Genomic DNA, 18,653 nt, shown 5'->3' with positions numbered 1-18,653 from the left:
CCCTACCTTTTGGGTATGAGTATCAGTTTCGACAATTCTTACGCCCGCCTGCCCGAGGGCTTCTTCGCCCGGCAGGCCCCCGTGCCCGTGGCGACGCCCGGCATCGTCGCGCTCAACCGTGACCTCGCCGCCGAGTTGGGGATCGACCCCGATGCGCTGACGGCCGAGGTTCTGGCGGGCAACGAGGTGCCGGAGGGGGCCGAGCCGCTGGCGCAGCTTTACGCCGGCCACCAGTTCGGAAACTTCGTGCCGCAATTGGGCGACGGGCGCGCGATCCTTCTTGGCGAAGTCATTGATACCAAAGGCAATCGTCGCGACATCCAGCTTAAGGGTTCGGGCCGCACGCCGTTTTCACGCGGTGGCGACGGGCGGGCGTGGCTTGGCCCGGTGATGCGCGAATATGTGGTGTCGGAAGCCATGCACGCGCTCGGCATCCCGACGACCCGCGCGCTCGCTGCCGTCACCACGGGCGAGGACGTGATCCGCGAGCGGGTGCTGCCCGGCGCGGTCCTGACCCGCGTGGCGGCGAGCCATCTGCGGGTCGGCACGTTTCAGGTCTTCGCCTCGCGCGGCCAGACCGATGCGTTGCGCGACCTGACCGCCCATGCCATCGCCCGGCATTATCCCGATGCCCAAGGGCCACTCGACCTCCTATCCGCCGTGGTGGAGCGGCAGGCGGAACTGATCGCGGCGTGGATGTCGGTGGGCTTCATCCACGGCGTCATGAACACGGACAACATGGCGATCTCGGGCGAGACGATCGACTATGGTCCCTGCGCCTTCATGGATGCCTACCACCCGAACACGGTGTTCTCGTCCATCGACCAGATGGGCCGTTACGCGTTTCAGAATCAGCCGAACATGGCGGTCTGGAACCTCGCGCAACTGGCCTCGGCGCTTCTGCCGCTGATCGACGAGGATGACGACAAGGCCATCGAACTGGCCGAAGATCGGCTGCACGCCTTCCCCGACCTCTTCGGCGCGGCATGGGCGCGGCGTTTCCGCGCCAAGATCGGCCTGACCACCGAAGAGCCGGGCGATGGCGCGCTCATTCAGGGGCTGTTGTCGCGCATGGCCGCGTCACAGGCCGATTTCACCAATACCTTCCGCGCTCTGGCGACCGGCGATGCCTCGTCCCACCTGACCGATGCGGGCGCGTGGGACAGCTGGGCCCCTGACTGGCGCGCGCGGCTGGAGCGGCAAGGGTCGGACGGTGGCGCGGTGATGCGGGCCGCGAACCCCGCCGTGATCCCGCGCAATCACCGGATCGAAGAGGCAATTCAGGCTGGTGTGGCGGGTGACTTCGCGCCGTTTCACAAATTGAACGACGTTCTGGCGCGCCCCTTCGACGATGGACCGGAAACGACTGACTTCGCGAAGCCGCCCAGACCCGAAGAGCGGGTCATGCGGACCTTCTGCGGCACCTAGTCGTCGCTGCGGCCTACGCCCATTGTGCGCGAGTGGGTCTCGAGCCGGTCGAGATGCGTTTCGACTTTCCCGTCGGTCTCGATCTCACGCGCCGCGCGCCGGAAGAACCGGCGATTTCGCAGGATGAACTCGGAAATGATGGCCGAAAGCCCGTAGCGCGAGCGGAACTTGAGGAAGGCATAGCCGGACATCGCCGCAAGCCCCGCGCCGAAACAGTCGACCATCAGGTCCGTCATGGTATCCACGAGGCCGGATTTCTGCATGTTCATGCCGAACAGCTGATCCATGCCGAATTCGAAAATCTCCCACACCGCGCCGATGGTGACGGCGAAGGAAAACGAGATGCCCGCGACCGCATAGGGCGGGGCCGCGTATTGATCGCCCTCGAACATCAGCAGCGTCAGGACGACGCCGACGATCCCGAACCCCATGGCCGAGGTGCCGTGCAGGAACAGATCCCACCACCAGAATCGCTCGTAGAAATTGAAGGCTTCGCCAAGAAACACGGTGCCGAACAGAAACAGCACGATGCCCGAATAGAAGTAGACCGGGATCTTGAGGTGCCAGCGTTCGGCCATGAAGGCGGGCGCGAAGGACAGTGCAAGGGTCGCCAGACCCACCGCACCGATCATCAGGTCGCCCAGCACGAATGCGGCGACACTGGCCACGATGAGGATCGCCCAGACGGTGTATGTGATGAAGGAGTGACCGCGTAGCATCCGGATCATTTAGTCGCAGGGCAACATCCGTTCAATTGGCGCGTTGAACTCCCATATGATCGGATGAGACATGAAACTTGCAAGCTACAACATCCGCAAGGCCGTGGGCCGGGACCGGCGCCGTGATCCGGGCCGGGTGATCGAGGTCATCAACAGCCTCGCCGCGGATGTGGTGGTGTTGCAGGAGGCCGACCGGCGCTTGGGCCAGCGGCCCACCGCCCTGCCCCGCAGGATGATCGAGGACCATACCGACCTGATCCCCGCCCCGCTCGCCACCAACGAGGTCTCGCTCGGCTGGCACGGCAATGCCGTGCTCGTGCGGCGCGGGCTGGCGGTGACCGGTGTCGAGCGTTTCGACCTGCCCTCGCTGGAGCCGCGCGGCGCGGTCGCGGTCGAGATCGAGGGGCGGTTTCGCGTGACCGGCGCGCATCTGGCCCTCATGCGCCGCTATCGCCACCAGCAGTTGCGGGAACTGCACCGGGTCCTGGGCGACAAGGCGCTCGCCACCGTGGTCATGGGCGACTTCAACGAATGGTCCCTGCGAAACGGGATGGAAGAGCTGTCGCGCGGCTTTCACCTTCACGCCCCCGGCGCGTCCTATCCCACGATGCGCCCGGTCGCGCATCTGGACCGCTTCGCCTTTTCGCACGATCTGGAACTGACGGGCAGCGGCGTTCACGCCACCGAACTGGCGCGCATCGCGTCCGATCACCTGCCGGTCTGGGCCGAGGTCAGGACGACCGACGCGGCGGCATCGACGCTCCCGTCGGCGGCAGGGGCGAACGCCGCACGCGGTTGATGAGGATGATCCCGAGCACGACGAGGCCGAGTTGCGCGAGCAGCGCCCAGGTCACCTGTTCGCCAAGGATCAGCCACCCCAGCGTGACCCCGATCACCGGCGACAGGAAGGCGAAGGATGCGATGTTCGACGCCTTGTAGCGGTTGAGAAGCCAGAACCACGCAAGGAAAGACGCGGTCGCGACGAAGACGATCTGAAACGCCAGCCCCGCCCAGTGCCACGGCTGAATGTCGCGGATCGCCGGACCGAAGAAGCTGGCCGCGATCAGCAGAACGGGGCCGGAGACGATCACCTGCCAGAACATCTGCATCTCGGACGACACCTCGCGCACGCGCGTGGTGCGCGCGACGAGCGCCAGCGCCGTCCAGCCGAACGCGCCGAGCAGGGCCAGCAGGTCACCCTTGAGCGACGCGGTGCCGCCGCCGCCCTGATCCGCGATCGCCCAGGCCACCCCGCCGAAGGCCAGCGCAAGGCCGACCGCTTTGGGGATCGTCAGCCGCTCGCCCGGCAACAGGAAATGCGCGGCGAGCGTCAGCCAGATCGGCATGGAGTAGAAAATCACCGAGGTTCGCGTGACCGTCGTCAGATCGAGCGCGAGGAAGAGACCGAGGAATTCGACGGTGAAACACAGGCCGATGGCGATGCCGGGCAGGATCGTCCCGCGCTTGAAGTCGAGCTTCTGTCCGCGAAACCTGATCCACATCCAGACGAGGATTGTCGCCCCGACCGACCGAAGCCCCGCCGCGAACACTGGCTGCAACCCCTCATTCACCAGCTTGACGATGACGTGGTTGAAGCCCAGCACGAGCGAAACGCAGATCAGCATTCCGGCGCCCAGAAGCGTGAGATTTGATTTCTCCTCCATGGCCGCGACAGGACGCTTAACATGTTCGGAAGTCAACCGATGACGCGGCGTTTGTGTGCTAGGCGCGCATGGGGGTGCGTGTTACCGTCGGCCAAAACCGCGCAGTGGGACAGTCATGAATTTCCTTCAGATCGCCTCGCTCCTGATCGTGCTCGCTGGCGCGTTCGGGGCCATCAACTACCTGTTTTTAAAGCTTCCTTCGGCTATCGGCATCCTGATCGTGTCGCTGGTATCGTCTATGATAATTCTGCTGATCGAACTGATTACGCCGCGGACGGTTTTCGCCGAAACGGTCACGGAAGTGGTCAGATCCGTCGATTTCTCGGACACGCTGCTCGAAGGGATGCTGGGGCTCTTGCTGTTCGCGGGCGCGTTGCACGTGAAGATCTCGGACCTGCGGGAGCAGTGGCGGGTCGTGTTCCTCATGGCCACCATGGGCGTGGGGCTGTCCACCCTGATCGTGGGCACCGGGTTTTCCTACATCACCGGAATGCCGTTCCTGATCGCGCTGGTCTTCGGCGCGCTGATTTCGCCCACCGATCCGGTGGCGGTGCTGGGCGTGCTGCGCGACGCGAGCCTGCGCAAGTCGCTGGAGACCAAGATCGCGGGCGAATCGCTGTTCAATGACGGCGTCGGTTATGTCGTCTATCTCGTCCTCGTCGGCCTCGCCTTTCCCGTGGTCGCGGGCCATGGCGCGGATAGCCATGCGACCGGCGGCCTTGCGGATGCGGCCAAGCTCTTTTTCGTCGAGGCGGGCGGCGGTGTGCTGCTGGGGCTCGCGCTCGGATGGCTCACCTTCCGGCTCATGCGTCTGATCGACGACTATTCGCTCGAAGTGCTCATCACGCTGGGCCTTGCCTTCGGTGGCTATGAACTGGCCGTGGCTCTGCATGTGTCGGGGCCGATCATGGCGGTGACCGCCGGGCTTCTCATCGGCGACGTGGGCGCGAAACACGGGATGAGCGAGGAGACGCGCAAATATGTCGATGCCTTCTGGCGGCTGATCGACGAGATCCTGAACGCGGTCCTGTTCCTGCTCATCGGATTCGAGGTGTTCATCGTGCCGTTCAACGGCGACACGGTGATCGCGGGGCTGCTGGCCATCGTGCTGGCGCTGGTCGCGCGGCTCGCCGCCGTGGCGATCCCGGTCGTGATCCTGAAACCGTTCCGCGATTTCTCGCCCGGTGTGATCCCGATCATGACGTGGGGTGGTTTGAAGGGCGGCATCTCGGTCGCGCTCGCCCTGTCGTTGCCCGACAGCGAATGGAAGCCCACGATCCTCGCCGCGACCTATATCGTCGTCGTGTTCTCGATCATCGTGCAGGGGTTGTCGATCAAGAAGGTCGCGACCAAGCTGGGCCGCGAACCGGAACTGGTGTGATCGCATGACCGACTATCTCGTCTACGACGTCTTCACCGACCGCCCGTTCGGGGGCAATCCGCTGGCGATCATTCCGAACGCGGCGGAGCTTCCCGAAGAGCGGCTTCAGCGCATCGCGCGGGAGTTCAATTTCTCGGAAACCGTGTTTCTTTACCCGCCCGAAGGCGAAGGCGTGGCCAAGGTCCGCATCTTCACTCCGATGTCCGAAGTGCCCTTCGCGGGGCATCCGGTGATCGGGACCGTCGTCATGCTGGGCGAGGCCGGGCTTGGCCCCGACTTCGTGCTGGAACTGGGCGTCGGGCCGATGGCGGTGCGCGTCGAAGACGGCCACGCCTCGTTTGAGAACCGCGTGCCGCTGGAGCATGTGGCGACCCCGGACAAGGCGCTGGTCGCCCGCGCGCTCGGCACGCCCGAGGCAACGATCCTCGGCGAACCGGTCATGGCGGGCGTCGGCCTGCCGTTCACCTTCACCGAACTGGTGGATCGGGCCGCGCTGTCCGACCTCGTCCCCGACACGAGCGCCTTTCGCGAAGGGGCGACGCGGTATCCGTCGGGGCTGGATTTCGCGCAATGCGCCTATACGCGGGTGGACGGGCGGGTTCACATGCGGATGTTCGCCCCGCTCGACAACGTGCCCGAAGACCCGGCCACCGGATCGGCGGCCGCCGCGCTCGGCGCGCTTCTGTGCCGCGAAGCGGGCGGTCCCGTGAGCCTCACGGTCCATCAGGGCGAGGATATGGGGCGCCCGTCCGTGATCGGGGTCGAGGCCGAACCGGGCCGCGTCACCGTCAGCGGGCGCGCGATCCGGGTCATGGAGGGAAAGCTGGTCATATGAGCGTCTGGGTGCTGCTTCTGCGCGGGATCAACGTGGGGGGCACCGGCAAGCTGCCGATGGCCGACCTCAAGACGCTTATGGCGGCGCTGGGGGCGGAAGCCCCCGAAACCTACATCCAGTCCGGCAATGCGGTGTTCGAGGGTGACATCGACCCCGACGCCTTCGCCACCGCCCTGACCGAGCGGATCGAGGCCCTGCACGGCCACGCCCCCCGCACGCTCGTCCTGCCGGGACAAGACATCATCGACGCGCGGGACGCCTATCCTTTTGCCGAGGGGTTCGATCACCCGAAGTTCGCGAACATCTGGTTCTGCACGAACGCACCCGACGCGCCGGACCTTGCCCGGCTCGAAGACCACGCCACCGCGACCGAACGCTTCGCGCTCAAGGGGCGCTGGTTCTTCCTCGACGCGCCGGACGGGATCGGACGGTCGAAACTGGCCGAACGGGTGGAAAAGGCTCTGGGCGTGCCCGCGACCGCGCGCAACCTCAACACGGTGACCAAACTCGCCCGGATGGTCGAAGCCCGTCAGATGCCGGGCGAGGCGTAGTAGACGATCTCGTGCCCGAACTCCGGGTGCGTTTTGGTGTGGGTCACCTGCATCCCGCCCCGCTCATAAAACGCCCGCGCGCGCCTGTTGGCGGCTGGGGTGTAAAGCGTGAAACCATCCGGCATCCGGTCCTTGGCCATCCGAAAGAACGCAGACCCCAGCCCCTGCCCGATAAAGGCGGGCGCGAGGAAGATCTGCCCCAGCACGCGGTCGGCGGGATGCAACGCGAGAAACCCCGCGAGCGTGCCCGCCTTGAACGCCAGCGTCACCGACCACCCTTCGCCGAAGTCGGCCGCCAGCCGCCCCTCGAGGTCTAGGACCGGCGGCAGAAACGCCGCGCCCAGCCCCATGAGCGCGGCGCTTTCCCGCCAGAGTGCGGCCACGGCGGGGTGGTCGGAGGCCCGCATGGGACGGAACTGGAAGTCTGCCATGCGGCCCCCGCTCTTTCACTGTCGCCAACCGCGCCGCGCGAAACCTGTATCCACGCGACCCCTTTCCGCCGCCGCAAGCGCACGATAAGGAGGCCGGACCATTTCACCCCGGGAGGCACCCATGGACAACATCCGCGGCGCATTGTTCATGACGCTCGCCATGGGGCTTTTCGCCTCGGAAGACGTGCTGATCAAGATGGTTCTCGACCGCGTGCCGATGGGGGTCGTGCTGATCGCCGTGGGTGGCGCGGGGGCGATCGTCTTCGCACTGATGGCTCAGATGCGTGGGCATTCGGCCTTCACCCGGCAGTTCTTCCATCCGGTCATCGTCATCCGCAATCTGGGCGAGCTTGTGGGCACCGCTTGTTTCGTCATCGGCCTGACGCAGGTGCCGCTCGGTCTTTTGTCCGCGCTGCTTCAGGCCAATCCGCTGTTCGTGAACATCGGCGCGATCCTGTTTCTCGGCATGACCGTGGGCTGGCGGCGCTGGCTGGCCATCGGTGTGGGGCTGATCGGTGTCGTGGTCATCCTGCGCCCCGGCTTCGACGCCTTCCAGCCCTCGGCGCTCTTGGGGCTGGGCGCGGCCATCGGGCTGGCGGTGCGCGACGTGGCCACGCGGATCACGCCGCCGGGCATCCATACTCTTCAGACGTCGAGCTGGGGCTTCCTCATGGGCACGATCTCGGGCGCGCTGCTTTTGGTCGTCGACCCGCCCGTTCTGCCCTCTGCGGGCGATGCGGGCATTCTGATCGCCGCCACGGCGCTTGGCATGGCCGGGTATTACCTGCTGACGCGCGCCATGCAGACGGGCGACGTGCCCGCCGTCACCCCGTTCCGCTATACCCGTCTGGTCTATGCGATGATCTTCGCGCTGGTGTTCTTCGCCGAGGTGCCGGACGCGCTGACGCTTCTGGGCGCCGCCCTGATCGTGGGGGCCGGTGTCTATACGCTCCTGCGCGAGGCGCGCGTCAGCCGTGCGGCGCGCCGCGCGAAACCCGTCGCCTCGCCCGTGCGCCCGACCTGATTATTCGGCGGGCGTGAGGTCCGCCGCCTTGGCCCCCGGCTGGATCGTCGGCGGCGCGGCGTTCAGCGCATCGCGGGCAAACCCGGCAGCCGCCTGATAGCGCGCCATGAAGTCGCGCCGTTCGGCTTCGGGAATCACGTCGTCGATGTCATCGAATTCGCCGCCGCAGCGTTCGTCGACCATGTTGAGCAGGCCGAAAGGCCCCGCGCCCCGGTTGCGCAGGACCACTTCGCCGATAGGCCCGGCCATCTGCGCGTCATAGGCGGCAAGCGCGGCAGGCGTCGGCCCGTGCGCAACGATCATGGCCCCCAGAACCCGCGCGTCGATCACCGCCTGCGACGCACCGTTCGACCCGGTGGGATACATGGCATGGGCCGCGTCCCCCATGAGCGCCACGTTCCCGTCGATCCAGCAGTCGATCGGATCGCGGTCGATCATCGGGTTCTCATAGGCCACATCGGCCTTGGCGAGCAGATCGGGCACGTCCAGCCAGTCGTATTTGAACCCGTGGAAATGGTGGGCGAACGCGTCGATCTCGACGGGTCGGAACCAACCCGACTTTTCCCAGCCGGACGCCGGATCGACCGTCATCTCGGCGATCCAGTTGATGAGCGCCAGCCCCGTCTCGGGGTCCGGGTGGCTGATCGGATAGATCACCATGCGGTGCTTGTGCGTGCCGAGGCCCACGAAGGACGACCCCGTGCGGATCGGTTCGGCCAGCGTCGTGCCACGCCACATGATCGCGCCGCCCCAATTGATCGGCGGTTGATCCGGGTGCATCTGTGCTCGGATCGCCGAATGGATGCCGTCGGCCCCGATCAGGAGCGTTCCGGTTTCCTCCCGCGTGCCGCCCTCGGTCTCGACGAAGGCCGTCACGGTCCCGTCGTCATTGTTGCGATACCCCGTCACACGGGCGCCGAGGCGCAGCGCATCGGCCCCGGCCCGCGCGGTGAACGTGTCGGCCAGCAGCATGTGGAACTGCCCGCGATGCACGGCGTATTGCGGCCAGTTGTAGCCAGCAAGCGTGCCGCGTTCTTCGGAATAGATGTCGTTGCCGTTCAGACCCACGAGCGCCCATTCCTTCGCGGGAACACCGACGCCGTCCAGCGCCTCGGCCCCGATCCCCAGATCGTAAAGCTCGCGCACCGCATTGGGTTGCAGGTTGATGCCGACACCAAGGGGGCGAAGCTCGCGCACGCCCTCGAACACCACGCAATCCACACCGATCTGATTCAGCGTCAGTGCGGTGGCCAGCCCGCCGATCCCGCCGCCTGCGATCAATATCCGTGGTGCCATCGTCCCCTCCCCGAAAAAAGCCCCGTGTGAATAGCACGCGAAACCCGAACCACAATGGTTCAATCGCCGCACCGTTGGCGCAACCGCCCTTTTCCTTGCCTTCCGTGGCCGTTAGAACCCGCATCAAGCAAGTCATTCAGACGGGGACAGCCTCATGAGCATCATCATCGACATTTTCGCCCGCGAAATCCTCGACAGCCGGGGCAACCCGACCGTCGAGGTGGACGTGATCCTCGAAGACGGCACCATGGGCCGCGCCGCCGTGCCTTCGGGCGCGTCGACCGGCGCGCACGAAGCCGTGGAGAAACGCGACGGCGACAAGTCGCGTTACATGGGCAAGGGCGTGCTGGAGGCGGTGAACGCCGTGAACGGCGAGATCGCCGAGGAACTAGCGGGTATGGACGCGACCGAGCAGGAGATGCTGGACCGCGCGATGATCGAACTCGACGGCACGCCGAACAAGGCACGCATGGGCGCAAACGCGATCCTCGGCGTGTCGCTGGCCGCCGCGAAAGCCGCCGCCGATTTCTCTATGCTGCCGCTTTACCGCTACGTGGGCGGCTCGTCGGCGCGGGTTCTGCCGGTGCCGATGATGAACATCATCAACGGCGGCGAACATGCCGACAACCCGATCGACATTCAGGAATTTATGATCATGCCGGTGAGCGCGGGCAACATCCGCGACGCCGTGCGCATGGGGTCCGAGGTATTCCACACGCTGAAAAAAGAGCTCTCGGCGGCGGGCCTGTCCACCGGTCTGGGCGACGAAGGCGGCTTTGCCCCGGCGCTGGGCTCGACCAACGAGGCGCTCGATTTCATCCTGAAATCCATCGAAAAGGCTGGCTACAAGCCGGGTGAGGACATCTACCTCGCCCTCGATTGCGCCTCGACCGAATACTACAAGAACGGCAAGTACGAGATGGTGGGCGAAGGCAAATCGCTGACCTCGGAAGAAAACGCCGATTACCTCGCAGCGCTCTGCGACGCCTACCCGATCATCTCGATCGAAGACGGCATGTCGGAAGACGACTGGGACGGCTGGAAGCTGCTGACCGACAAGATCGGCGACAAGGTGCAGCTTGTGGGTGACGACCTGTTCGTGACCAACCCGGCGCGTCTGGCCGACGGGATCAAGAAGGGCGTCGCGAACTCGATGCTGGTCAAGGTGAACCAGATCGGTTCGCTCTCCGAGACGCTGAAGGCGGTCGATATGGCCCACCGTGCGCGCTACACCAACGTGATGAGCCACCGCTCGGGCGAAACCGAGGATGCGACAATCGCCGACCTCGCCGTGGCCACGAACTGCGGTCAGATCAAGACCGGCTCGCTGGCACGGTCCGACCGGCTCGCGAAATACAACCAGCTGATCCGCATCGAGGAAGCCCTTGGTGAAACGGCGGAATATGCGGGGCGTTCGATCCTGAAGTGATCCACGCCACGTGAACGAGCCAAGGCCCGCCCGCCCGGCGGGCCTTTTTCGTTGCGCTCACCGTCCAATGCGACAAGGGTTGCCCCATGATACGCACACATGCCGACCTTATGGATCTGATCGGGAACGCGGCCTACGGCGGCGAGCCGCGCCTTGTCCGCGACAAGACCGATTTCGCGCCGGAGTTCTGGAACCTCCGCTCTGGCCTTCTGGGCGAACTCTCTCAGAAACTCACGAATTACGGTCTGACACTGCACCTGACCGGGGATTTCAGCGGCGAGGCGGCCGGGTCGCGCGCGCTTCACGATTTCTTCGTCGAGACGCAGCGCACCGGCCCCGTCACGCTGGAGACGCCGATCCGATGACCGCAGACGACATCATCGCCGCCCTCGACCTCCAGCCCCATCCCGAAGGCGGATGGTTTCGCGAAACTTTCCGCGCAGACGCACCGGACGGCGGCAGAAGCCCCGGCACGGCGATCTATTTCCTGCTGAAAGCGGGCGAGACGAGCCATTGGCACCGCGTCGATGCCGCCGAGACGTGGCACTTCTACGCGGGCGCGCCGCTGATCCTGTCCATCGCCTCGACCGATGCGGGGCCGGCCGTCCCGCACAAGCTTGGCCCGGCGTTGGCCTTGGGCGAGGCGCCCCAGATTACCGTGCCGCCGCACCATTGGCAGTCTGCCGACACAACGGGGGACTACACCCTCGTCGGCTGCACCGTCAGCCCCGGGTTCGAGTTCGACGGTTTCACCCTCGCACCCCCCGGATTCACGATCCCCTGAGCCTTGCACGGGCGAACCTGAGTTCGATCCCGCAGGATCTGCGCGCGCCCCTTGGGGCGCACGCCGATAGACGGCATCCGCTATTGGTTCGCGCGTTCCGCTTCGATCTCGCGCCAGCGCGCGACGTTGCGGTTGTGCTCTTCCAGCGTCTGCGCAAAGGCATGGCCGCCCGTGCCGTCCGCCACGAAGAACAGATAGTCGGTCGTGTCCGGGTTCAGCGCCGCCTCGATCGAGGCCATGCCGGGGTTGGCGATGGGCGTCGGCGGCAGGCCGGAGATGACATAGGTGTTATAGGGCGTTTCGGCCCGCAGTTCCGACTGACGCAACCCACGGCCCAGCACGCCCTGCCCGCGCGTGATGCCGTAGATCACCGTCGGGTCGGTTTGCAGCCGCATCCCCTGTTCCAGACGGTTCACGAAGACGCTGGCGACCTGACCGCGTTCTTCCGGCACGCCGGTTTCCTTTTCCACGATCGACGCCATGACGAGCGCCTCTTCCGGGCTTTCGTAGGGCACGTCGGGATCGCGGGCCTCCCACGCGGCGGCGAGGCGTTCTTCCTGCGAGGCCCGCATCCGGGCGATGAGGTCGGCACGGTCGTCGCCGGGCCGCATTTCATAGCTGTCGGGGGCCAGCATCCCCTCGGGCGGCACCTCGGTGATCTCGCCCGATAGGAATTCGACCTTGTTCAGCGCATCCACGATCTGCCACGAGGTCGCGCCTTCGGCGATGGCGACGCGGTAACGCGTGTCCGGTTGCCCACGCACGCGGGTGTAATCGGCGGGCGCCTCAACATCCGGGTCGAATTCGGCGACGAGATTGAAGCTTTGCGTAGCCGGGTCCAGTTCGCGCACCTGATATTCGGCCGCGTTCACGCCGATGCGATAGACGACCTCGGTCCCGCAGGTTGAAGCGCCACCGCGCGTGACGATATCGACGATCTCTTCCATCGAGGCGTGTTCTTCGACGAGGAAGGACCCGGCCTTGAGCTCGGTCGCCTTGCCGGAATAGTCCGCTCCCATGCGAAAGATCGACGGGCTGGAAATCGCGCCCTGCGCGTCCAGCGCCTCGGACACGCGGGTGAAGTTCGACCCCGTCTCGACCTTGAGACAGATCGCGGTTTCAAGCGGCCCTTCGGCCACGTATTCGCGCTTGCCCCAGCCGATCACACCGCCAAGGACGATGAGGGCGACGATGGACAGGGACAGCGCGTTGGAGGCGATGTTTCGCCACATCAATCGGCCACCTTACCCATGATGAGACAGGCATTGGTCCCGCCGAACCCGAAGGAATTGGACAGGGCCACCTCGATCTCGCGTTCCTCGGCCTTGTTCGCGGCCAGCGACAGCTTCGGCTCGATGGCCGGATTGTCGAGGTTGATGGTCGGCGGCGCGATCTGGTCGCGCAGGGCGAGCAGCGAGAAAATCGCTTCGACCGATCCCGCCGCCCCAAGAAGGTGCCCGATGGAGGATTTGGTCGAGGACATGGTGGCCTTGGCCGCATGATCCCCGAGCAGACGTTCGACGGCGGCCAGTTCGATCACGTCGGCCATCGTCGAGGTGCCGTGCGCGTTGATGTAATCCACATCGGACGGCGTCAGACCCGCCGATTTCAGCGCGGCGGTCATGGCGCGGAAACCCCCGTCGCCGTCTTCGGACGGCGCGGTGATGTGATAGGCATCGCCCGACAGGCCATATCCGAGGATCTCGCCATAGATCTTGGCGCCGCGCGCCTTGGCATGTTCGTATTCTTCGAGCACGACGACGCCCGACCCCTCGCCCATGACGAAACCGTCGCGGTCCGTATCATAGGGGCGCGAGGCGGTTTCGGGGTTGTCGGCGCGTTTCGTCGACAGGGCCTTGCAGGCGTTGAAGCCCGCGATCCCGATCTCGGAAATCGCCGCTTCCGCACCGCCGGCGACCATCGTGTCGGCATCGCCCAGCATGATGAGCCGTGCGGCGTCGCCGATCGCATGTGCGCCGGTCGAACAAGCGGTGACGACCGCGTGGTTCGGGCCCTTGAAGCCGTATTTGATCGAGACCTGACCCGAGATGAGGTTGATGAGAGCGCCGGGGATGAAGAACGGCGACACGCGACGCGGCCCCTTCTCCTGTATCATCACCGCCGTCTCGGCGATGGAGTTCAGCCCGCCGATGCCGGAACCGATCATGACGCCGGTGCGCAGCGCCTCTTCTTCGTCGAGCTCTCCGATGCCCGCGTCTTCGACCGCCTGGGTCGCGGCGGTCATGCCATAGAGAATGAAATCGTCGACCTTGCGCCGGTCGCGGGCTTCCATCCAAGCGTCAGGGTCGAAAGTGCCGTCGGAGCCGTCGCCATAGGGAATTTCGCAGGCATAGTTCGTGACGACCCGGGAGGCGTCGAACCGGGTGATCGGGGCAGCGCCCGATTTGCCTGCCAGAATACGCTTCCAGGTTTCCTCAACCCCGCAAGCCAAGGGCGAAACCATGCCCAGACCGGTTACGACGACGCGACGCTTGTCCATGTAGACAGCCCTTTTTCGTTTGTCTTTGCCGGGGGCTGGATAGCCTCTCAAACCCCCATGTGGCAAGCGCGAAACGCCCCTTTCGTCCGGTGACGGCGGGACTTCGCGATCTCCTCCCCAAAATGCAAAACGGCGCCCGAAGGCGCCGTCCGCTTAACACTCTCCGGTGGCTCAGGCCGCTTCGGAGATGAACTTGACCGCATCACCGAAGGTCTGGATCGACTCGGCGGCGTCGTCGGGGATCTCGATCCCGAACTCTTCTTCGAAGGCCATGACCAGCTCGACGGTGTCGAGCGAGTCGGCGCCGAGATCGTCGATGAACGAGGCCGATTCAGTGACCTTGTCCTCTTCAACGCCGAGGTGCTCGACAACAATTTTCTTCACGCGATCTGCGACGTCGCTCATATCATATCCTCACAGTTTTCAGGCCATTGGCCCTTTCGTTTGCCCCTTGCGGAGCTGCTTGAACTGTCCCCGTCGGTGCGAGGCGCACCCCGGAGTCCCATTTATCCCGGGGTCGAAACTGCGCCCCCTTTAACATAAAGCCGGTCGGGGGCAAACGATTTGTCCCGCGCGCCGCACGCGCCGTCAAGGTATCGTTTACCAACCGGACAAAGACGCTCTCAGAGCATCGCCATACCGCCGTTCACATGCAGGGTCGCGCCGGTGACATAGCCCGCCTCGGGCGAGGCCAGATAGAGCACCGCAGCGGCGATTTCCTCGGGCGTGCCCATGCGCGCGGCGGGGATCTGGGCGTTGATCTTTTCTTTCTGATCGTCGGTGAGTTTCTCGGTCATCGCCGTGGCGATGAAGCCCGGCGCCACGCAGTTCGCGGTGATCCCGCGGCTGGCCACCTCATAGGCGATCGACTTGGTCATGCCGACCATACCGGCCTTGGACGCGGCGTAGTTCACCTGCCCCGGATTGCCGGTCGCGCCGACGATGGACGAGATGTTGATGATCCGGCCCCAACGCGCCTTCATCATCGGGCGCATCACGGAACGGCACAGGCGCATGGTCGCGGTCAGGTTCACGTCGATGACGTTCTGCCAGTCCTCGTCCGACATACGCATGAAGATCTGGTCCTTGGTGATCCCGGCGTTGTTCACGAGGATGTCGAGCCCGCCCATGACCTCGGCCGCCTGTTTCGGCAGCGCATCGACCGCCTCGGGGTCCGACAGGTTGCAGGTCATCACATGCACGCGGTCTCCCAGCGTGGCCGCAAGATCGTTCAGCGGCCCTTCGCGGGTGCCCGAAAGCGTGACGGTCGCGCCCGCGCCGTGCAGGGCCGTGGCAATGGCGCCGCCGATGCCGCCGGATGCGCCAGTAACCAGCGCGGTTTTTCCTGTCAGATCAAACATGTCTCGTCCTTTTTGAATGTCGTGCCGCTTATCCGGCTGCCTGCTCTGCCGCCGCTTTCACCTCGTCCGGCGTGCCGACGGTGGTGGTCGCGAGGCTTTTGTCGATGCGGCGGATCATGCCGGTCAGCGCCTTGCCCGCGCCGATTTCCCACGTCTCGGTCACACCGTTCGCGGCCATCCATGCAACGCTTTCACGCCAGCGGACCGAGCCGGTCACCTGTTCGATCAGAAGCGCGCGGATCGTATCCGGGTCGCTCACCGCTTCGGCGCGCACGTTGGCGACGACCGGCACGGCGGGCGCATTGATCGTGACGCCCGCAAGCGCCTCGGCCATCACGTCGGCGGCGGGCTGCATGAGAGCGCAGTGGAACGGGGCGGACACGGGCAGCATCACCGCCCGGCGCGCGCCCTTCTCTTTCGCGATCTCGACGGCGCGTTCGACGGCGGCCTTGTGGCCCGACACGACCACCTGCGCCGGATCGTTGTCGTTCGCAGCCTGACAGACCTCGCCCTGCGCGGCCTCTTCGGCGACGGCCTTGGCCGCCTCGAAATCCAGACCCAGAAGCGCGGCCATCGCGCCGACACCGACCGGGACCGCCTTTTGCATCGCCTCGCCCCGCGTGCGCAGCAGCCGCGCGGTATCCGATATCGTCAGCGCCCCCGCAGCCGCGAGCGCGGAATATTCCCCGAGCGAATGACCCGCCACGAACCCGGCGGCGTCCATCGTCACGCCCTCGGCCTCGAGCGCGCGCATCGCGGCCAGCGACGTGGCCATGAGCGCGGGCTGGGCGTTCTGGGTGAGCGTCAGCTCGTCCTGCTCGCCGTTCCAGATGATGTTGGACAGCTTGATCCCCAGCGCCTCGTCGACCTCGTCGAACACGGCGCGGGCTGCGGGATAAGCCTCGGCAAGGTCACGCCCCATGCCGATGGTCTGTGCCCCCTGTCCTGGAAAAACGAATGCGCGGGTCATGTCCCCTCCCTCGTCCATGTGCTAACAGAGGGGATAACGTGGGGCGTGCGCAGGTGCAACGCCCGCGCGCCGCGCGTCAGGCGCGGTTCGAGCCGTAGGTCAGATCGTAGGTAAGCCGCTGCCGCACGCGCTCCAGCGCGTTCCGTTTGCCCTTGGCGATCTCGATGGCGATGTTCTCGCCCAGCCGCAGGTAAAGGCGCGACGGCGAGGTCTTGTCGGTCCCGCGCAGCATGAAGACCGATTGCACCTCGTCGAAGCGCAGAAGGTCCGAAAGCTGGAAGTCGCCGGTCAGGCTACGGTTGCCCAGACGGATCACCTTGTGCTTGAGATCGACGTGCATTTCGATGCCCGGACGTTCCCGCCCGGCCCGGAAAAGCACGGCGCCCACCAGCATGAAGATCACCATGCCGCCAAGTTTCATGGCGATCAGCCCCGACCCGGCCGCGCCGTCCGGCAACAGGCCGAGCGTCAGGCCCGACATGAACAGGACGATCCCGAAGAACCGCGCCAGCGATTGCCGCAGCATCAGGCTGCCGTCGGTGTTGCCCGTGCCGATCACGTAGCCCCAGGGCGTCATCGTGGTGAGACCGTCGTTGGCCCCACGCACGTCTTTCCACATTTCGTTTTCGATCTCTGCGTCCGGCAGAGAGAGGCCAACGATTGCGTTCATGTTCGTTACCCGCGTCCCGATTTGCAGTTCCGTTAGTAGAAACTTCTTAATCAACTGGGGCGGGAATGCGGCATGTGCCGGGTGTTTTGGCGGCATATTCCCTTGTTAATAAGGGACATCGGTAGGTTAACCATACCTTTGCGCGGCGGCGGACCGCCCCATCGCTCAGGTCGGTTTTCCTTGCAATCGGACATGATCCGTGTAGGTAGGCGCTTCCTTCCGTGACTGAGTGAACCGCGTGGCCTCTCGTGAACGGATGCGGAAGGGTTATCCGTTCTTTGAAGCGCGCCTGAAAAAACTGGAGACCCCATGCCGCTTTACGAGCATGTGATGATTGCGCGTCAGGACCTGTCCAACGCGCAAGCCGAAGGCCTTGTCGAGCACTTCTCGACCGTCCTTTCCGACAACGGTGGCAAAGTCGTCGACTCGGAATACTGGGGCGTCAAGACGATGGCCTACAAGATCAACAAGAACCGCAAGGGCCACTATGCCTTCCTGAAAACGGACGCGCCGTCGACCGCCGTTCAGGAAATGGAACGCCTGATGCGCCTGCATGACGACGTGATGCGCGTTCTGACCATCAAGGTCGACGCCCACGAAGAAGGCCCGTCGGTTCAGATGAAAAAAGACGAACGTGGCGATCGTGGCGACCGCCGCGAGCGTCGTGACCGCTAAGCCGGGAAGGAGCTAAACCATGGCCGCGAAACCGTTTTTCCGCCGTCGCAAGGTGTGCCCGTTCTCTGGCGATAACGCACCGAAAATCGACTACAAGGACACGAAACTCCTGCAACGCTACATCTCTGAGCGTGGCAAGATCGTGCCCAGCCGCATCACCGCCGTTTCGGCAAAGAAGCAGCGTGAACTCGCCCGTGCCATCAAGCGCGCCCGGTTCCTCGCCCTGCTTCCCTACGCCGTGAAGTAAGGGAGAGGTCCAATGGAAGTCATCCTTCTCGAACGTGTGGCCAAGCTTGGCCAGATGGGCGAAGTGGTCGACGTAAAGCCCGGCTTTGCGCGCAACTACCTTCTGCCGCAGGGCAAGGCGCTGACCGCGTCCAAAGCCAACATCGAACACTTCGAAACCCAGAAAGCGCAGCTGGAAGCACGCAACCTGGAAACGAAGAAAGAAGCTGAATCGCTGGCGTCGAACCTCGACGGCAAGCAGTTCATCGTGATTCGCTCCGCCTCGGACGGCGGCAACCTCTACGGCTCCGTCACCACCCGTGACGCCGCCGACGTTGCCACCGAAGAGGGCTTCACGGTCGACCGCAAGCAGGTCCTGATCCGTGAACCGATCAAGACGCTGGGTCTGCACGAGGTGGAAATCCACCTGCACCCCGAGGTCATGGTCGCGATCACGCTGAACGTGGCCCGTTCGCCGGAAGAAGCCGAGATTCAGGCTTCGGGCAAGTCGATTCAAGAACTGGCCGCGGAAGAAGAAGCCGCCGCCGATTTCGAGATCGCCGAGCTGTTCGACGATCTGGGTGCCGCCGCTTCGGACGACGAAGAGCTGGCGGAAGCCGCCGGTGTCGCCGAAGAAGCCCCGGCAGAAGAATCGGACGACGAGTAATCGTCAGTCCAATCTCCGGAAAGGGCCGTGCGGCGTGTCGCGC

The 18,653-nt window shown here is 65.0% G+C and carries 21 protein-coding genes and 1 pseudogene; 12 read left to right on the top strand and 10 right to left on the bottom strand.

What is annotated here, in order from left to right; translation table 11 throughout:
• Positions 1-9: 9 nt before the first annotated feature.
• Positions 10-1,428 carry a protein adenylyltransferase SelO gene (locus FCT00_RS11550; RefSeq protein WP_456237902.1) on the top strand — a complete coding sequence of 473 codons (1,419 nt, stop codon included), beginning with the start codon at positions 10-12 and terminating at the stop codon, positions 1,426-1,428.
• Here FCT00_RS11550 and FCT00_RS11545 read toward each other — a convergent pair.
• The gene (locus FCT00_RS11545) at positions 1,425-2,147 is read right to left on the bottom strand and encodes a hypothetical protein (RefSeq protein ID WP_235889006.1); all 723 of its coding nucleotides are present in this window, start codon (positions 2,145-2,147) and stop codon (positions 1,425-1,427) included. The genes FCT00_RS11550 and FCT00_RS11545 overlap by 4 nt on opposite strands.
• 70 nt (positions 2,148-2,217) lie before the next feature.
• On the opposite strand from FCT00_RS11545, the gene FCT00_RS11540 reads away from it, so the two are divergent.
• Entirely contained in the window at positions 2,218-2,946 is a 729-nt protein-coding gene (locus FCT00_RS11540; RefSeq protein ID WP_138423125.1) for an endonuclease/exonuclease/phosphatase family protein, read from the top strand.
• Here FCT00_RS11540 and FCT00_RS11535 read toward each other — a convergent pair.
• Complete coding sequence (locus FCT00_RS11535; protein ID WP_138423124.1) at positions 2,879-3,811, bottom strand: DMT family transporter; 933 nt, start codon at positions 3,809-3,811, stop codon at positions 2,879-2,881. The two genes, FCT00_RS11540 and FCT00_RS11535, sit on opposite strands and share 68 nt — an antisense overlap.
• Before the next feature lie 115 nt (positions 3,812-3,926).
• On the opposite strand from FCT00_RS11535, the gene FCT00_RS11530 reads away from it, so the two are divergent.
• From FCT00_RS11530 to FCT00_RS11520, 3 genes are read left to right on the top strand one after another with little or no spacing between them, the layout of a single operon-like run.
• Positions 3,927-5,192 (top strand): cation:proton antiporter, encoded by a 1,266-nt coding sequence (locus FCT00_RS11530; RefSeq protein WP_138423123.1) that lies wholly within the window; start codon positions 3,927-3,929, stop codon positions 5,190-5,192.
• 4 nt (positions 5,193-5,196) lie between these two features.
• Positions 5,197-6,027, top strand: coding sequence for a PhzF family phenazine biosynthesis protein (locus FCT00_RS11525; RefSeq protein WP_138423122.1), 831 nt, complete (start codon positions 5,197-5,199; stop codon positions 6,025-6,027).
• Positions 6,024-6,578, top strand: coding sequence for a DUF1697 domain-containing protein (locus FCT00_RS11520; RefSeq protein WP_138423121.1), 555 nt, complete (start codon positions 6,024-6,026; stop codon positions 6,576-6,578). Before FCT00_RS11525 ends, FCT00_RS11520 begins: the two co-directional genes overlap by 4 nt.
• Here the strand turns inward: FCT00_RS11520 and FCT00_RS11515 are convergent.
• Positions 6,557-7,009, bottom strand: a complete 453-nt coding sequence (locus tag FCT00_RS11515) for a GNAT family N-acetyltransferase (protein WP_138423120.1) — start codon at positions 7,007-7,009, stop codon at positions 6,557-6,559. The two genes, FCT00_RS11520 and FCT00_RS11515, sit on opposite strands and share 22 nt — an antisense overlap.
• A gap of 121 nt (positions 7,010-7,130) precedes the next feature.
• Here FCT00_RS11515 and FCT00_RS11510 point away from each other — a divergent pair, with 121 nt between their 5' ends.
• On the top strand, positions 7,131-8,033 hold the full coding sequence (locus FCT00_RS11510) for a DMT family transporter (protein WP_138423119.1): 903 nt from the start codon (positions 7,131-7,133) through the stop codon (positions 8,031-8,033).
• Here FCT00_RS11510 and FCT00_RS11505 read toward each other — a convergent pair whose 3' ends face one another.
• Complete coding sequence (locus FCT00_RS11505; RefSeq protein ID WP_138423118.1) at positions 8,034-9,329, bottom strand: flavin-dependent oxidoreductase; 1,296 nt, start codon at positions 9,327-9,329, stop codon at positions 8,034-8,036.
• A gap of 154 nt (positions 9,330-9,483) precedes the next feature.
• Here FCT00_RS11505 and eno point away from each other — a divergent pair, with 154 nt between their 5' ends.
• From eno to FCT00_RS11490, 3 genes and pseudogenes are all read left to right on the top strand, one after another.
• Positions 9,484-10,758, top strand: a complete 1,275-nt coding sequence (gene eno / locus FCT00_RS11500; protein ID WP_138423117.1) for a phosphopyruvate hydratase — start codon at positions 9,484-9,486, stop codon at positions 10,756-10,758.
• 77 nt (positions 10,759-10,835) lie between these two features.
• Positions 10,836-11,123, top strand: a pseudogene (locus tag FCT00_RS11495) (DUF4180 domain-containing protein); the annotation flags it as partial.
• Positions 11,120-11,542 (top strand): cupin domain-containing protein, encoded by a 423-nt coding sequence (locus FCT00_RS11490; protein ID WP_138423115.1) that lies wholly within the window; start codon positions 11,120-11,122, stop codon positions 11,540-11,542. The pseudogene FCT00_RS11495 and the gene FCT00_RS11490, both read left to right, overlap by 4 nt.
• Before the next feature lie 80 nt (positions 11,543-11,622).
• Here the strand turns inward: FCT00_RS11490 and mltG are convergent, their stop codons facing one another.
• From mltG to FCT00_RS11460, 6 genes are all read right to left on the bottom strand, one after another.
• The gene (gene mltG, locus FCT00_RS11485) at positions 11,623-12,774 is read right to left on the bottom strand and encodes an endolytic transglycosylase MltG (protein ID WP_008328582.1); all 1,152 of its coding nucleotides are present in this window, start codon (positions 12,772-12,774) and stop codon (positions 11,623-11,625) included.
• The gene (fabF, locus tag FCT00_RS11480) at positions 12,774-14,042 is read right to left on the bottom strand and encodes a beta-ketoacyl-ACP synthase II (protein ID WP_008328580.1); all 1,269 of its coding nucleotides are present in this window, start codon (positions 14,040-14,042) and stop codon (positions 12,774-12,776) included. The genes mltG and fabF overlap by 1 nt, the downstream gene beginning before the upstream one ends.
• Positions 14,043-14,213: 171 nt before the next feature.
• Positions 14,214-14,447, bottom strand: a complete 234-nt coding sequence (locus FCT00_RS11475) for an acyl carrier protein (RefSeq protein ID WP_008328573.1) — start codon at positions 14,445-14,447, stop codon at positions 14,214-14,216.
• Positions 14,448-14,665: 218 nt separating this feature from the next.
• Entirely contained in the window at positions 14,666-15,403 is a 738-nt protein-coding gene (gene fabG / locus FCT00_RS11470) for a 3-oxoacyl-[acyl-carrier-protein] reductase (RefSeq protein WP_008328572.1), read from the bottom strand.
• A gap of 28 nt (positions 15,404-15,431) precedes the next feature.
• Positions 15,432-16,373 (bottom strand): ACP S-malonyltransferase, encoded by a 942-nt coding sequence (gene fabD / locus FCT00_RS11465; RefSeq protein ID WP_138423114.1) that lies wholly within the window; start codon positions 16,371-16,373, stop codon positions 15,432-15,434.
• 76 nt (positions 16,374-16,449) lie between these two features.
• Positions 16,450-17,043, bottom strand: a complete 594-nt coding sequence (locus FCT00_RS11460) for a hypothetical protein (RefSeq protein ID WP_138423113.1) — start codon at positions 17,041-17,043, stop codon at positions 16,450-16,452.
• A 309-nt stretch (positions 17,044-17,352) separates the two neighbouring features.
• Here FCT00_RS11460 and rpsF point away from each other — a divergent pair, with 309 nt between their 5' ends.
• The 3 genes from rpsF to rplI are packed head-to-tail and all read left to right on the top strand — an operon-like array spanning position 17,353 to position 18,610.
• A complete protein-coding gene (rpsF, locus tag FCT00_RS11455; protein ID WP_008328568.1) occupies positions 17,353-17,718 on the top strand; it encodes a 30S ribosomal protein S6 in 366 nt (121 codons plus the stop codon).
• 19 nt (positions 17,719-17,737) lie between these two features.
• Entirely contained in the window at positions 17,738-17,965 is a 228-nt protein-coding gene (gene rpsR / locus FCT00_RS11450; protein WP_008328567.1) for a 30S ribosomal protein S18, read from the top strand.
• Positions 17,966-17,977: 12 nt separating this feature from the next.
• Entirely contained in the window at positions 17,978-18,610 is a 633-nt protein-coding gene (gene rplI / locus FCT00_RS11445; RefSeq protein WP_138423112.1) for a 50S ribosomal protein L9, read from the top strand.
• Positions 18,611-18,653 lie beyond the last annotated feature (43 nt).

It is taken from the genome of Maritimibacter alexandrii (assembly GCF_005871115.1).
GTDB classification, from domain to species: domain Bacteria; phylum Pseudomonadota; class Alphaproteobacteria; order Rhodobacterales; family Rhodobacteraceae; genus Maritimibacter; species Maritimibacter alkaliphilus.
The sequence above is the reverse complement of the archived record's forward strand: the minus strand, read 5'-3'. Positions and strand labels throughout refer to the sequence as shown.

Bases quoted from the DNA above. Each gene is read 5' to 3' on its own strand.
- FCT00_RS11545 (WP_235889006.1), bottom strand. From the start codon at position 2,147: ATGCTACGCGGTCACTCCTTCATCACATACACCGTCTGGGCGATCCTC.
- FCT00_RS11540 (WP_138423125.1), top strand. From the start codon at position 2,218: ATGAAACTTGCAAGCTACAACATCCGCAAGGCCGTGGGCCGGGACCGG.
- FCT00_RS11535 (WP_138423124.1), bottom strand. From the start codon at position 3,811: ATGGAGGAGAAATCAAATCTCACGCTTCTGGGCGCCGGAATGCTGATC.
- FCT00_RS11530 (WP_138423123.1), top strand. From the start codon at position 3,927: ATGAATTTCCTTCAGATCGCCTCGCTCCTGATCGTGCTCGCTGGCGCG.
- FCT00_RS11525 (WP_138423122.1), top strand. From the start codon at position 5,197: ATGACCGACTATCTCGTCTACGACGTCTTCACCGACCGCCCGTTCGGG.
- FCT00_RS11520 (WP_138423121.1), top strand. From the start codon at position 6,024: ATGAGCGTCTGGGTGCTGCTTCTGCGCGGGATCAACGTGGGGGGCACC.
- FCT00_RS11515 (WP_138423120.1), bottom strand. From the start codon at position 7,009: ATGGCAGACTTCCAGTTCCGTCCCATGCGGGCCTCCGACCACCCCGCC.
- FCT00_RS11510 (WP_138423119.1), top strand. From the start codon at position 7,131: ATGGACAACATCCGCGGCGCATTGTTCATGACGCTCGCCATGGGGCTT.
- FCT00_RS11505 (WP_138423118.1), bottom strand. From the start codon at position 9,329: ATGGCACCACGGATATTGATCGCAGGCGGCGGGATCGGCGGGCTGGCC.
- eno (WP_138423117.1), top strand. From the start codon at position 9,484: ATGAGCATCATCATCGACATTTTCGCCCGCGAAATCCTCGACAGCCGG.
- FCT00_RS11490 (WP_138423115.1), top strand. From the start codon at position 11,120: ATGACCGCAGACGACATCATCGCCGCCCTCGACCTCCAGCCCCATCCC.
- mltG (WP_008328582.1), bottom strand. From the start codon at position 12,774: ATGTGGCGAAACATCGCCTCCAACGCGCTGTCCCTGTCCATCGTCGCC.
- fabF (WP_008328580.1), bottom strand. From the start codon at position 14,042: ATGGACAAGCGTCGCGTCGTCGTAACCGGTCTGGGCATGGTTTCGCCC.
- FCT00_RS11475 (WP_008328573.1), bottom strand. From the start codon at position 14,447: ATGAGCGACGTCGCAGATCGCGTGAAGAAAATTGTTGTCGAGCACCTC.
- fabG (WP_008328572.1), bottom strand. From the start codon at position 15,403: ATGTTTGATCTGACAGGAAAAACCGCGCTGGTTACTGGCGCATCCGGC.
- fabD (WP_138423114.1), bottom strand. From the start codon at position 16,373: ATGACCCGCGCATTCGTTTTTCCAGGACAGGGGGCACAGACCATCGGC.
- FCT00_RS11460 (WP_138423113.1), bottom strand. From the start codon at position 17,043: ATGAACGCAATCGTTGGCCTCTCTCTGCCGGACGCAGAGATCGAAAAC.
- rpsF (WP_008328568.1), top strand. From the start codon at position 17,353: ATGCCGCTTTACGAGCATGTGATGATTGCGCGTCAGGACCTGTCCAAC.
- rpsR (WP_008328567.1), top strand. From the start codon at position 17,738: ATGGCCGCGAAACCGTTTTTCCGCCGTCGCAAGGTGTGCCCGTTCTCT.
- rplI (WP_138423112.1), top strand. From the start codon at position 17,978: ATGGAAGTCATCCTTCTCGAACGTGTGGCCAAGCTTGGCCAGATGGGC.